Source organism: Rhizobium sp. No.120 (assembly GCF_054558365.1).
Map to the genome: position 1 here is coordinate 44333 of NZ_BAAJNQ010000014.1, position 13888 is coordinate 58220.

General features: G+C 60.9%; 11 protein-coding genes. 9 read left to right on the forward strand and 2 right to left on the reverse strand.

The genetic code is table 11. The annotated features are described in order from the left end of the window. Positions 1-2: 2 nt before the first annotated feature. Positions 3-2084 carry a hydantoinase/oxoprolinase family protein gene (locus ACYJRZ_RS26940; RefSeq protein WP_459463822.1) on the reverse strand — a complete coding sequence of 694 codons (2082 nt, stop codon included), beginning with the start codon at positions 2082-2084 and terminating at the stop codon, positions 3-5. 212 nt (positions 2085-2296) lie between these two features. Between ACYJRZ_RS26940 and ACYJRZ_RS26945 the strand changes: the two genes are divergently transcribed. The 7 genes from ACYJRZ_RS26945 (at position 2297) to ACYJRZ_RS26975 (ending at position 9795) form a co-directional block, all read left to right on the forward strand. Beyond that, on the forward strand, positions 2297-3412 hold the full coding sequence (locus ACYJRZ_RS26945; protein ID WP_459463824.1) for an NAD(P)/FAD-dependent oxidoreductase: 1116 nt from the start codon (positions 2297-2299) through the stop codon (positions 3410-3412). A gap of 151 nt (positions 3413-3563) precedes the next feature. After that, the gene (locus ACYJRZ_RS26950; RefSeq protein WP_459463826.1) at positions 3564-4331 is read left to right on the forward strand and encodes an IS6 family transposase; all 768 of its coding nucleotides are present in this window, start codon (positions 3564-3566) and stop codon (positions 4329-4331) included. A 201-nt stretch (positions 4332-4532) separates the two neighbouring features. Further along, positions 4533-6059 (forward strand): ABC transporter substrate-binding protein, encoded by a 1527-nt coding sequence (locus tag ACYJRZ_RS26955; RefSeq protein ID WP_459463828.1) that lies wholly within the window; start codon positions 4533-4535, stop codon positions 6057-6059. A gap of 177 nt (positions 6060-6236) precedes the next feature. Beyond that, positions 6237-7178, forward strand: coding sequence for an ABC transporter permease (locus tag ACYJRZ_RS26960; protein ID WP_459463830.1), 942 nt, complete (start codon positions 6237-6239; stop codon positions 7176-7178). Next, on the forward strand, positions 7178-8056 hold the full coding sequence (locus ACYJRZ_RS26965) for an ABC transporter permease (protein ID WP_459463832.1): 879 nt from the start codon (positions 7178-7180) through the stop codon (positions 8054-8056). The genes ACYJRZ_RS26960 and ACYJRZ_RS26965 overlap by 1 nt, the downstream gene beginning before the upstream one ends. Then, entirely contained in the window at positions 8057-9265 is a 1209-nt protein-coding gene (locus ACYJRZ_RS26970) for an amidohydrolase/deacetylase family metallohydrolase (protein ID WP_459463833.1), read from the forward strand. Positions 9266-9282: 17 nt separating this feature from the next. Continuing rightward, the gene (locus ACYJRZ_RS26975; RefSeq protein WP_459463955.1) at positions 9283-9795 is read left to right on the forward strand and encodes a RidA family protein; all 513 of its coding nucleotides are present in this window, start codon (positions 9283-9285) and stop codon (positions 9793-9795) included. Positions 9796-9862: 67 nt separating this feature from the next. On the opposite strand, the gene ACYJRZ_RS26980 is transcribed toward ACYJRZ_RS26975, so the two are convergent. Then, complete coding sequence (locus ACYJRZ_RS26980) at positions 9863-10696, reverse strand: IclR family transcriptional regulator (RefSeq protein WP_459463835.1); 834 nt, start codon at positions 10694-10696, stop codon at positions 9863-9865. A 92-nt stretch (positions 10697-10788) separates the two neighbouring features. On the opposite strand from ACYJRZ_RS26980, the gene ACYJRZ_RS26985 reads away from it, so the two are divergent. Together ACYJRZ_RS26985 and ACYJRZ_RS26990 are read left to right on the forward strand one after the other, a co-directional pair. Beyond that, complete coding sequence (locus tag ACYJRZ_RS26985) at positions 10789-11985, forward strand: aminotransferase class V-fold PLP-dependent enzyme (RefSeq protein ID WP_459463837.1); 1197 nt, start codon at positions 10789-10791, stop codon at positions 11983-11985. A gap of 32 nt (positions 11986-12017) precedes the next feature. Further along, positions 12018-13850 carry an ABC transporter ATP-binding protein gene (locus ACYJRZ_RS26990; protein ID WP_459463839.1) on the forward strand — a complete coding sequence of 611 codons (1833 nt, stop codon included), beginning with the start codon at positions 12018-12020 and terminating at the stop codon, positions 13848-13850. Positions 13851-13888 lie beyond the last annotated feature (38 nt).

Genomic DNA, 13888 nt, shown 5'->3' on the forward strand with positions numbered 1-13888 from the left:
CGTTACTCCGGAAAGGTGAGATGAAGGTTCTGGTGGCGATCGATCGTCACCTGCGTGCCGGCGGGAATGGCGAAGGTCGTATCGTCCTGGGCCACGACGGCAGGGCCGCTGAAGCGCCCGCCGGAATGCAGCTGGTCCCGCCGGTATAGTGCGATCCATTCGAACGCCTTGCCGGTATAGACCGGTATTTCGCGTTCCGGTTCGGCCATGCCGGCAATCTCTTCGAGGTCGACGGTCGTCTGCAGCGCCGGTCCGGCGCCGATGGCGGACAGACGGAGATTGACGATCTCGATCCTGCCGTCCGGATCGGCAAAATCATAGAGACGGGCGTGCATGGCATGGAACGCCTCTTCCATTGCGGCGAGATCGCCGTCCTCCACCCAGGCCGGCTGCAGCGGCACTTCGATTTCAAAGCTTTGGCCGACATAGCGCATATCGGCGGAAATCCGCAGTTCGGCAGGCCCTTCGTGCCCCTGATTGACGAGCCAGCTTCGCCCTTCGTCCGACAGCGCCTCCGAAGAACCGCGCAGCAACGGCGCGGCTTCTGGCGACAGATGCGTGAAGACCGTCTTGATGAAGTCACCGCGCAGATTCGCGACCAGACCGCCGAGAGCCGATACAACGCCCGGACGCGGCGGCCCGATGACTTTTGCCATGCGGAATTCGCGAGCCAGGAACGCGCCCAGCATGGGGCCGCCGCCGCCGAACGGCATAAGGGTAAACTCCCGCAAGTCGACCCCTGCACGCGACGCTAGCTTTTCCACCTCGACGAACATCTCCGAGATCGCGATGTCGAGAATGGCCTGGGACACCTCTTCAACCGAGCGCCCGATACGCTCGGCAAGCGTTGCGACGGCCGCACGTGCCCGCCCGACATCGATCTGCAACTGGCCATAGGCCATCTCGCTGTGCCCCAGCCAGCCGCAGACCGCCATGGCATCGGTCACGGTCGCTTGCGTGCCGCCCCGGCCATAACAGGCGGGACCGGGCATCGAGCCGGCCGATTCCGGCCCGACCCGCAAGATGCCATGGGCATCGACGCTGGCTATCGAGCCTCCGCCGATACCGATGGAACTGACGGAGACCGAGGGAATATGAAGCGGGAACTCGCCAATCAGCTCGCCCGTCCCGAATTGCGGCTCGCCGTCGATGATCAAGGCGAAGTCTGCGGAGGTGCCGCCGATGTCGAGGGTGAGGACATGCTTCTCACCGGCCAGGCGCGCCAGCCAGGCGGCGCCGATCACGCCCGAGGCCGTGCCGGAAAGCAGCATCTGGACGCAGGAACGCTTTCCTTCCGCCGCGTTCATCACGCCGCCGTTCGATTTCGTCAGCAGGGCCGGCGCCTTCACCCCGCGCGATGCGAGCTTGTCTTCGAGAGCCGTCAGATAACCCGAAACCCGCGGATGGACGTAGCCGTTGAGGATCGCGGTCGTCGTCCTCTCATATTCGCGGATGACCGGCCAAACTTCCGAGGACGTGAAAACGAAGAGATCGGGGGCGAGCTTTTCGACTTCGTTCTTGACCGCAGTTTCCTGGGCATCGTCGCGCCAGGCATGCAGAAAGGATATGATGATGCCCGCTGCACCCTTGGCCTTTGCCGCTGCGACCGCCGTGGCAACCACTTTCATATCAGGCGCCTGCGTTTCGCTGCCATCGGCCCGCAAGCGAGCGGGGATGCCGAAGATCATGTCCCGTGCGATCAACTGTTCCGGCCGCGAGCAGAAGAGAGAATAGACGTCAGGCATTCTCAGCCGAGCGAGCTCGATGACATCTTCAAAACCGGCATTCGTCAGGAGAGCAAGCGATACGCCACGTCTTTGGATGACGGTGTTGATACCGACCGTGGTACCATGAACAAAACGGCTGATTGCCTCCGGCTCCAATCCCTCGCGCTCGGCAAGCAACGAAAGCCCGGTCATCAATTCCGCTCCCGGATCATCGGGCGTCGTCAGCACCTTCAACGAAGCAACGCGACCGGAGCGGCTTTCCAGTGCGCAGAAATCGATGAAGGTGCCGCCGATATCGACGCCGATCTTCCAGTCCTGCTGCGAAGCCTCTACTACCTGCCTTGCCGCATCCGCCATGTCCGTTCCTTTCCATTGCCTTTCACGAAACTGGCATGGACGGATCGGAAAGGTCCAAGAGCGAAAACGCCAAATGTCATAAGCCGGACTTATGCTCTGACGACCGGCAAAACCCATAGGCCGGACTTATGGGCATCGCATAATCCCGACTTTGACAGCGCCGAGCGGGGTCGGACAGGATGGGGACTGTTTTCAGCCTCTGGAGATCCTCGATGGACGCTATCGTGCTGGGCGGCGGCCTCATGGGAGCTGCCTCTGCCTTTTTTCTCGCCCGGCGTGGAGTCCGCGTGACGCTCATCGAACGCAACCGGATCGGAAGCGGCGCGACGGTCGCGTCATTCGGCAATATCAGGCGAAGCGGCCGATATGTTCCGCAATTGCCGCTTGCTCACCGCTCCCTCGCTCTGTGGCGACAGGCCGAGATCATGCTTGGGCGCGACGTGGAATTCCGCGCAACTGGCCACCTAAGGCTGGTGTTCGGCCAGGAAGGACTTACAGCTATGCGATCCTTCATCAAAGAGGCCCGCCCATGGGGACTGGAACTGGAGGAACTGACCGCGAAGGACGTAAGGTCGCGCTTTCCTGGCCTTGGTCCAGAGGCAATCGCGGCATCCTTTTCCCCGAACGATGGAAGCGGCAACCCGCGCCTTATCGCACCGGCCTTTGCGAGTGCCGCCCGAAAACTAGGCGCCGACATCGTCGAAAATGTCGGCATCGGGGCCATCAGAAAACGTGACTATGGATTTCAGGTGGAAACGTCGAAGGGCTCGCATGAAGCCTCGATGTTGCTGAACACGACAGGTGCCTGGGGTGCGCGCGTCGCGGGCCTGTTTGGAGAGACAGTCCCGATTACTGCCAGAGGCCCGCAAATGGGCGTGACCGAACCTCTCCCCTATCGAATTCTCCCGGTCGTCGGCGTCTGGGCGCATGATCACGGCGGCGGCTACCTGCGGCAGGTGGAGCGGGGCAACATCGTCTTCGGTGGCGGCGCCGAACGCACCGACGTTTCACTCGATACTGGATACGCCAAGGCGGATCCGGCGCGCTTGCCGGGCCAGCTCCGGTCGCTGCTGCCGATCTTGCCGGCGCTGAAAGAGGTCGCCGTGATACGCACCTGGTCGGGTTGCGAGGGTTATGTCGAAGACGGCCTTCCGGTGATGGGGCCGTCGTCGACGACGGCTGGACTCTTCCACGCGTTCGGCTTTTCCGGCCACGGCTTCCAACTCGGACCCGGTGTTGGCGACGTCATGGCGGAAATCATGGCGACAGGGAAAACGGACATTCCCCTGCAGGACTTTCGCATCCAACGCTTCGCAAAGCGGAATTGACTTTCAAGCCGTTATGCCTCGATGGCATCCGCCACTTCGGTCTCGTCGATAGTCAGTGGCGCAGCCGCATAAGCATTTGTGAAATACGGCTCTGTTGCAAAGAATCCGTTCATGCGGGAAAGAGCGGCGGTGATTTTCAGCGAGACTTTTGATGAGCGATTTCAAGTGGCGGCATTTCCAGGGCGACGTGATCTTGTGGGCGGTTCGTTGGTATTGCCGCTATGGGGTGAGTTACCGCGATCTTGAACAGATGATGGGCGAGCGGGGCGCCGCTGTTGATCATTCCACGAGCTATCGCTGGGTCCAGAAATTTGGGCCGGAGATCGAAAAACGACTACGCTGGCATTGGCGGCGCCCGCAATCAACAAGCTGGCGGGTCGATGAGACCTATGTGAAAGTTCGTGGCAAGTGGACTAACCTGTACCGGGCCGTCGACAAGTTCGGCAACACGATTGACTTCTATCTCTTGCCCACCCGGAATGCCAAGGCCGCCAAACGCTTTCTTGGCAAGGCCTTGAACGGCCTGAAGGATTGGGAAAAGCCGACGGTCATCAATACCGATAAGGCGGCGACTTACGGCATCGCGATTTCGGAACTGAAGGCCGATGGCAAATGCCCAACGGAACCGACGCACCGGCAGGTCAAATACCTGAACAATGTCGTTGAGGCAGATCACGGCAAGCTGAAACAGCTGATCAGGCCCGTGAGATGTTTCAAAACGTTGAAAACCGCCTACGCGACGATCAAGGGTTTCGAGGTGATGCGGGCTCTACGCAAGGGCCACGCCGCGATCCTCAACTTGACCGGCGACGTCCGTGGCGAAGCTCGCATCGTTGAACGCGCATTCGGTATTGGACCGAGCGCGCTCAACGAAGTTATGGCAATCCTAACCCAGAACCTCGACGCAAAAGCCGCGTGACCGAGGCGCAGAAAGCCCTCTCTGGGACCAATCAGGATTCTTGCAACAGAGCCCTAACCAAAGTGTTTCGGCAAACCGAACCTCTGTGCATTCAAGCCGATGTGCGCTTGTTTTCACCAACATTGACAGTCCCTGCGCGTCCTGTATTCTGTTATAAAATTCTATATAACACAATTGTGGAACATAATTGGGAGTGTATCGATGAAGTTAGGACTCGGATTCCTAGTTGCGGCTGCTTTGGTTGCGGCGCCCTCGCTGCTGATGGCCCAGGAAAAAGGTGGCGTCATCAATGTCGCGACCATCGGCGAGCCACCAACGCTCGATCCCATGACCTCCACCGCCGATCTCGTCGGTATCGTCACCCAACATATCTTCGAAACACTCTATACCTTCGACAAAGGCTGGAACGTCACGCCGCTTCTTGCCGAGAGCCTGCCCGAGATCAGCGCCGACGGCAAAACCTACACGATCAAGCTCAGGACCGGCATCAAGTTCCATGACGGCAGCGTCATGACCTCCAACGATGTGGTCGCCTCGCTTAACCGCTGGATCAAGCTGGCATCGCGCGGCAAGCAGGCGGGCGGCTTCATCGAATCGATTGCCGCCCAGGATCCGGCGACCGTCGTCATCAAGCTGAAGCAGCCCTATGCCCCCCTCACCTCGCTGCTTGCTTTCAACAACTCCGCCGCCATCATCATTCCAGCCAGCAAGCAGGCGGATACGATGACCGACTTCATCGGCACCGGTCCCTATATGCTGAAGGAGCGCAAGCCCGACCAATATATCCAGCTGGTGCGTTTCGACGGCTACAAGCCGCGCGATGGCGAGAGCAACGGTTACGGCGGCGCCCGGCATCAATATCTCGCCGAAATCCGTTTCGTCCCGGTGCCCGATGCCAATACCCGCGTCGAGGCGGCCATTTCCGGCCAGTATGATTATATCGACAGTCTTCCGGTCGAGTCCTTCGACAAGCTGAAGTCGGCTTCGGCGACCCAGCCGCTGCTCCTGAAGCCGTTCGGCTATCCGGTCTTCGTCTTCAATACCGCCGACGGCATCACGAAGAATGTCGCGATCCGCAAGGCGATCCGTCAGGCACTCAGCATGGAAGACATGCTGGCGGCAGCCTTCGGCAGCACGAATTTCTACACGGTCGACGGCAACATCTACCCTGCTTCCTTTACCTGGAGCACGGATGCCGGCGTCAAAGGGAATTACAATGTCGCCGATCCGGAAGGTGCTGCAACTGCCGCCAAGGCGGCAGGCTACAAGGGCGAACCAATCCGTATCCTGACCAGCCGCCAGTACGAGTTCCATTACAAGATGGCGCAGGTTGCAGCCGAATATCTGAAACAGGCGGGCTTCGCGGTAGACCTTCAAGTCGTGGACTGGGCGACGCTCACGCAACGCCGTGCCGACAAGGCGCTGTGGGACATCTACATCAGCCACAGCCCCTTCCTGCCGGAACCGGCGCTGATCGGCACGCTGTCGCCAAGCTCGCCCGGCTGGTGGACCAGCCCAACAAGCAAGGCCGCGATCGACGCATTCAACACGGAGGTCGATCCCAAGAAGCGCATCGCGCTTTGGGCGAACGTTCAAAAGACCATCTATGACGAAGCTCCCATGATGAAGATCGGCGATTTCAACGCGGTTGCGGCGATCTCCACCAAGCTTCAGGGCGTCAACCCCGCGCCATGGCCCTACTTCTGGAACGCGTCGATCAAGAAATAAGCCTCCCAAGGCGCTCGGGCGCCGGTTGTGGCCGGCGCCCGTTCCCGTCCGTCTGCAGACCTAGAGCAATTCCAGAAAAGATGCGCAGCAGTTTTCCGTCCGGAATTGCGAGAGAGCAAAGAAATAGAGTGGCTCCGCCGGTCGAAGAAAGGCGAAACCACTCTGGGAACCGACGCAATGATACGCTACATCCTTCAACGCCTTGCTGGCATGATCGTCGTGATGTTTCTCGTCGTCACGATCGTCTTCGTGATCGTGCGCGTGACCCCCGGCGATCCGGCGGCCGTCATGCTCGGCCCGGATGCAACCGGGCAGGATATTGCCGAACTGCGCACCCGGCTTGGCCTCGACCAGTCCATCTTCGTCCAATACCTGTTCTATGTCGGGCAATTGCTGAAGGGCGATCTTGGCCAATCGATCTTCCTGAACATCCCGGTTTCCTCCGCACTTCTCGGACGTGCCGAGCCGACCTTTTTCCTGACGTTGTTCTCGCTGCTCATCGCAGGCGTCATCGCGCTGCCGATCGGCATCTATGCTGCCTATCGGCGCGGGTCGTTCGTCGATCAGGCTTCGATGGCGATCGGCATGGTGGCGGCGAGCATACCGAGCTTCTGGCTTGGCCTTATCCTGATGCAAATCTTCGCGGTTCGCCTGGGGTTGTTTCCGGTTTCCGGCTATGGCGGACCGGGCACAAGCTTCCTTGATCGCATGTATCATCTGACGCTGCCGGCCGTCGCACTCGGTCTCGTCTCCTCGGCGCTGATCCTGCGCTTCACCCGCGCATCGATGCTCGACGTGCTCGGGGACGACTATATCCGCACCGCCCGAGCCAAAGGGCTGATCGAACGCCGCGTCGTCCTGAAACACGCGCTGAAGAACGCGCTCATACCAATCCTGACCGTTCTCGGACTGACAGCCGCCGTGCTGATTTCCGGCGCTGTCGTCACCGAGACCGTCTTTGGGCTGCCGGGTATCGGAAGCCTCGTCGTCTCGGCGGTGCTGCGCCGCGATTATCCGGTCATCCAGGGGGCTCTGCTGGTCATCGCCGGCCTCTACGTCCTGATCAATTTTGCGATCGACATGCTCTATCTGCTGGTTGATCCGAGGGTACGCTACTGATGGCCGATATCGCAACCAATACACCAAAACAGGCACAGAGCGAGCGAAGCAAGTTCCTTCGCCGGCTTCTGAAGCGCAAGACTGTCGCTGCCGGCCTCATTGTGCTGACGATCTTCGTGCTGCTTGCCATCCTTGCCCCATGGATCGCACCCTATTCGCCCTCGAAACTCTCGATCGTCAATCGACTGAAGCCCCCAAGCGGCGTTTACTGGTTCGGTACCGATGAATTCGGCCGCGATATCTTCTCCCGCACCATCTACGCAGGACGATTGTCGCTGCTCGTCGGAGCTGCCGTCGTCGCATTATCGGCGGGGATCGGTGTCACGCTGGGTCTTCTTGCCGGTTTCTTCCAGAAGCTCGACACGCCGATCGCCCGCCTGATCGATGCGATGATGGCATTTCCCGATATCCTGCTTGCCATCGCGCTCGTCGCAGCCCTCGGCCCATCGCTGACGACGGTCATCGTCGCGCTGTCGATCGTGTACGCACCGCGGCTCGCCCGCATCGTCCGCGCCTCGACGCTTGTCATCCGCGAACTGCCTTACGTGGAGGCCGCCAAGGCTCTCGGCATCTCGACATTCCACATCATGACGCGGCATGTGCTCAGAAACCTTCTGTCGCCGATCCTGGTGCAGGGTTCGTTTCTCTTCGCCAGCGCCATGCTCGCCGAAGCCGGGCTCTCGTTTCTCGGCCTCGGCGTAAGCCCCGAAATCCCGACCTGGGGAACCATGATCGCCGCCGGCCGCCAATATATCGGCCAGGCCGACTGGATGACCTATTTCCCAGGCTTTGCCATCATTCTCTCCGTGCTCTCGCTGCAAATGGTCGGCGACGGCCTGCGGGACATGCTCGATCCAAGACTTCGAAAGGACCTGTAAATGACCGGTGAAAAAGCGGCCAAGCCGCTCCTCCTCACCAATGTGAAGCCCATGGCTTTCGGTGGCGATGCCACCGCTGGCGTCATCGACATCCTTATCGGCGCCGAAGGCAAGATCACCGCTTTCGGCCCGCAGCTTGCGGCTCCCAGCGATGTCGAGCGCGTCGACGGCAAGGATGCCTGGATCTCGCCCGGCTGGATCGACCTGCATGTTCATATCTGGCATGGCGGCACTGATATCTCGATCCGCCCGTCCGAGTGCGGCGCCGAGCGCGGCGTCACGACGCTGGTCGATGCGGGTTCGGCCGGCGAAGCCAATTTTCATGGCTTCCGCGAATATATCATCGAACCGTCCAGGGAGCGCATTAAGGCCTTCCTCAATCTTGGCTCGATCGGCCTTGTCGCATGCAATCGCGTCCCCGAACTGCGTGATATCAAGGATATCGATCTCGACCGCATCCTGGAATGCTATGCCAAGAACAGCGAGCATATCGTCGGCATCAAAGTGCGGGCCAGCCATGTGATCACCGGCTCCTGGGGGGTCACACCCGTCAAGCTCGGCAAGAAGATCGCCAAGATCCTGAAGGTGCCGATGATGGTGCATGTCGGCGAGCCGCCTGCGCTCTACGACGAAGTGCTCGAAATTCTCGGACCGGGCGATGTCGTCACCCATTGCTTCAACGGCAAAGCCGGGTCGAGCATCATGGAGGACGAGGACCTCTACAATCTCGCCGAGCGCTGCGCCGGCGAAGGCGTCCGGCTCGATATCGGCCATGGAGGCGCCTCCTTCTCGTTCAAGGTCGCGGAAGCAGCGATCAAGCGCGGCTTGCTGCCCTATTCGATCTCGACCGACCTGCACGGCCATTCCATGAATTTCCCCGTCTGGGATTTGGCGACCACCATGTCCAAGCTGCTCTCGGTCGGCATGCCGTTCGACAAGGTGGTGGACGCCGTCACCCATGCGCCGGCCTCTGTCATCAAGCTTTCGATGGAAAAACGGCTGTCCGTCGGCGAACGAGCCGATTTCACCATCTTCGATCTCGTGGATGCGGACCTCGAGACGACCGATTCTAACGGCGACGTCTCGCGCCTGCAGAAGCTGTTTGAGCCGCGTTACGCAATCATAGGCGCGGAGGCGATCGCCGCCAGCCGCTACGTGCCCCGCGCCCGCAAGCTCGTCCGTCACAGCCACGGCTATTCGTGGCGCTAATCAAACACCAGGCTCGCATAGCAGGAGCATACGTGAACACCTCCCCAACACAGGCCGCTTCAGCAGCGCAAACACCTTACCAGCGACTGGCTGCGCTTGGCATCGAGCTGCCGCCGCCGCCATCGCCGATCGCCAATTTCGTGACCCATGTCCGCGAAGGCAACGTGCTCTATCTATCGGGTCAAGGGCCGCGAGAAGCAGACGGCCATCTCCATTCCGGCAAAGTCGGCGGTGATGTCGGCGTCGACCGGGCTTATCAGCATGCGCGGCTGACGGGCATCAATCTTCTTGCCGTGATGCATGACGCGCTAGGCGATCTCTCCCGGGTGAAGCGAGTGGTCAAGCTGCTCGGCATGGTCAATGCCGTGCCGGATTTCGAGGATCATCCAAGCGTCATCAACGGCTGCTCGGATCTCTTCGTCGAAGTCTTCGGCGAAGCGGGTCAGCATGCCCGCTCGGCCGTCGGCTTCGGCTCGCTTCCTGGCAATATCACCGTCGAAATCGAAGCGATCGTATCGCTCAACGACTAGTTTTTGCGCAATTCCGGACGCAAAACCGCGTCGCGCTTTCGCCGGAATTGCTCGAAGGAGGACGAATTCAGTGGTTGCGCCAGCCCATCAGCTTTTCGATCCGCTCGGCAGCCGCGCGCACCTGTTCGCCATAGTGGTGGCCGTCGGAAACGGCTTTCTGTTCGGGAAGCACGATCGAAATAGTCGCGACACATTGACCATCCCGGTCAACGACCGGCGAGGCGATACAGGCAACCGCATAATCGGACTCCGCCACCTGGATGGACAAGCGCTCGTCAAAGGCTTTGCCCGCGGCGTCGGAAAGCACGCCTGCATCGACCTCGGCCCGACCGGTCGGCGAGGTGCGGGCACAGCGCTTGAAAAGCTCGATCCTTTCCTCTTCGGGCAAATGCCCGACCAGCAGCCGACCCGAGGCAGTCCAGTTGAGCGGCACGCGCGTTCCGACGCGAGAAGCAACCTGAAAATGGCTCGGTCCGTCCGCCATCGCGAGCACCAGCATGCTGTCGCCGTCGCGGCCGCAGACTTGCACCGTCTCGCTCGCCTGTCGGCAAAGATCGTGCATTTCGCGGGTGGCGACACTCATGAAATCCAGCGACCGGGCATAGGCGAGGCCGTAGTGGTAAAGGCGCGCCCCCAGCCAGACGGAGCCGTCGGCATTGCGGCCAAGCATGTTCTTTTCGACCAGGTCGTCGATGATCACATAGACGGTCGAAAGCGGTGCCTTAATCGCCTTGGCAATCGCGTAGGCGCCAGCCGGCGCGCCGGTTTCATAGAGATAATCAATGACCTGCAGCGCGCGGTCGATGCCGCTGACGCGCGAACGGCGCGCGCCTTTGGTTTCCCCTTCTCTGATGGAATGGGCGTCTTCAGGGCGTGCGGCGGGTAGGGTCTTGGCGTCCAAATCAACGCTCCTCGTGAGATTTCGAGAAGCTATTACATTACTATGGCATAACTGTCGATGGCAATCGGCAGTCGTCACTTTGGAGAGATAGAATGTCCGATGATATCCGTAGCAAGATCGGCCTGAGGCCCCTCATCAACGTATCAGGCACCATGACGAGCCTCGGCGCGTCGATCGTCGTGCCCGAAGCCATCGCGGCGATGGCGGCGATCCTGCCGCAATTCGTCGAGATCAACGACCTTCAGCGCAAGGCCAGCGCCGTCATCGCCCGGCTGACGGGTGGCGAGGCGGGCTTCGTGACGGCATCCTGCTCCTCCGGCATCAGCCTCGCCGTCGCCGGCGCCATCACCGGCAACAACCTGCTCGCCATAGAGAAGCTGCCCGATTCCGCACCGGACAAGAACGAAGTCATCGTGCAGATGGGCCATGTGGTGAGCTATGGCGCCCCCGTGGATCAGGCGATCCGCCTTGCAGGCGGCAAGGTCGTGCTGATCGGTCAGGCAACATCGACACACCGCTTCCACATGGAAAACGCCATAAGCGAGAAGACGGCGGCAGCTGTCTATGTCGTATCCCATCATGTGGTCGATTACGGCCTGCTGCATCTTTCCGAATTCGTCGAGATCGCACATGCCAAGGGCGTGCCCGTCATCGTCGATGCGGCGTCGGAGTACGACCTCAAGCTCTTCCTGGCGCGGGGCGCCGACATCGTGCTCTATTCCGGCCATAAGTTCCTCGGTGGCCCCACCTCCGGCATCGTCGCCGGCAAGAAGGAGCTGGTGCGCAACGCCTTCCTGCAGAACATGGGCATCGGCCGCGGCATGAAGGTCGGCAAGGAAAGCATCTATGGCGTGATGGCGGCACTGGAAGCCTGGGAAAAGCGCGACCATGCCGGCATCCGCGAACGCGAGACCAGCTATCTGAACCTGTGGAAGCGGACTCTCGACGGCCGCCCCGGCGTCACTGCCCTGATAGAGCCCGATCCCACCGACAACCCGCTCGACCGCATGCGGGTCATCATCTCTGCGCCGGAGGCGCATATCAGCGCCTGGGATCTTGCGGCAGCGCTTGCCCGCGGCAACCCGCCGGTAATCGTCCGCGACCATGAGGTGGAGCATCACTATTTCTATCTCGATCCATGCAACCTACATCCTGGCCAGGAGACCATTGTCGCGACCCGGCTTGCCGAGGAACTCGACAAGGCGCGCGCCTCCAACGAGATCATCGCGACACCGATCGAGAACCGCAGCCGGCATCGCTTCGACGGCGTGCTGAACTGGCCGGACTGAGCTGTGACAGGGATCGCAAGAAGGGAGCATCCATGAGCACGTCGCAGGCAAAGGCCGCAGAGGCCGCCGAACCCATCCTCTCGGTCGAGAACCTCACCACTTCATTCCTGGTGGACGGCGCATGGAGACCCGTCGTGCGCAATGTTTCCTTCTCGGTCGCGCCGGGCGAGACGGTGGCGATCGTCGGGGAGAGCGGCTCTGGCAAGAGCGTCACCTCGCTCTCGATCATGCGGTTGCTACAGAGCGATTCGAGCCGCGTCGAGGGCAAGATCATGCTCGGCGGCCGCAACCTGCTTTCTCTTCCCGAGCATGAGATGCGGAAGGTGCGCGGCAACGACGTGTCGATGATCTTCCAGGAGCCGATGACGTCACTCAATCCGCTCTTCACCATCGGCGACCAGATTTCAGAGGCCTTGCTCTGCCACAGGGACATTTCGGCGGTCGACGCCAAGGCCGAGACGATCCGGCTGCTCGAAAAGGTCCGCATTCCCTCGGCCGCCTCGCGCTTCGATGAATATCCGCACCGCTTTTCCGGCGGCATGCGCCAGCGCGTCATGATCGCCATGGCGCTCGCCTCGAAGCCGAGGCTGCTGATCGCCGACGAGCCGACGACGGCGCTCGACGTCACGATCCAGGGCCAGATCCTCGACCTCATCAAGATGCTGCAGGATGAAGAAGGAACGTCCGTCCTGTTCATCACGCATGACATGGGCGTGGTGGCGGAGATCGCCGATCGCACGGTCGTCATGTATCGCGGCGAGCAGGTGGAGACAGGCGCGACGGCCGACATCTTTCATCGCGGCCAGCATCCTTATACCCGCGCGCTGCTGTCGGCCGTGCCGGTACTCGGCTCGATGCAATCCTATGAACGGCCGCTGCGCTTCCCCGTCGTCAAAACGACAACAGGAGAATCCGACACGCCTGCCGAGGTGCCCGACACGGTCGCAAAGGAAAAGCCGGTTTTGCAGGTGAAGAACCTCACCAAGCGCTTCGACATTCATTCGGGCCTCTTTGGAAAACTCAGAGGCCGGGTACATGCGGTGGAAAACGTCTCGTTCGATCTCTTTGCCGGCGAAACATTGTCGCTTGTCGGTGAATCCGGATGCGGCAAGTCGACCACCGGGCGCGCCATCATGCGGCTGATCGAGCCGCAATCCGGCTCCGTCATCGTCGACGGCCGCGATGTGCTCTCGCTTGGCAAACGTGACATGCGCGAGATGCGCAAATCCGTGCAGATGATCTTCCAGGATCCCTTCGCCTCCCTTAATCCCCGCATTACGGTCGGGCAGGCTATCGCCGAGCCCTATCTCGAACACCGGATGGGAACGGCAAGGGAGGCAAGAGAGGTCGTCGCCGATATGCTGCGCAAGGTGGGCCTGACGCCTGACATGGCAAGCCGCTATCCGCACGAATTCTCCGGCGGCCAGCGCCAGCGTATTTGCATCGCCCGTGCCCTGGCACTGCAGCCGAAAGTGATCGTCGCCGACGAAAGCGTGTCTGCGCTCGACGTCTCGATCAAGGCGCAGGTCATCAACCTAATGCTCGACCTGCAGCAGAGCCTCAACCTTTCCTTCCTGTTCATCTCCCACGACATGGCCGTGGTCGAGCGCGTCAGCCATCGCGTCGCCGTCATGTATCTCGGCGAAATCGTCGAGATCGGCCCGCGCGCGGCCGTCTTCGGCAATCCGCAGCACGACTACACGAAGAAGCTGATGGCGGCTGTTCCGGTGCCGGACCCCGATCGCCGACGCGAAAAGCGCATGGCGACGAGCGACGAATTGAAGAGCCCGATCCGGCCCGTCGATTATTTCGTTAAGTCGCGCGAGTATCGAACAGTCTCTTCCGGCCATCTGGTTGCCCTCTGATACTTCAAGCCGTTCGGTCGGAAGCTCCCTTCCTCACG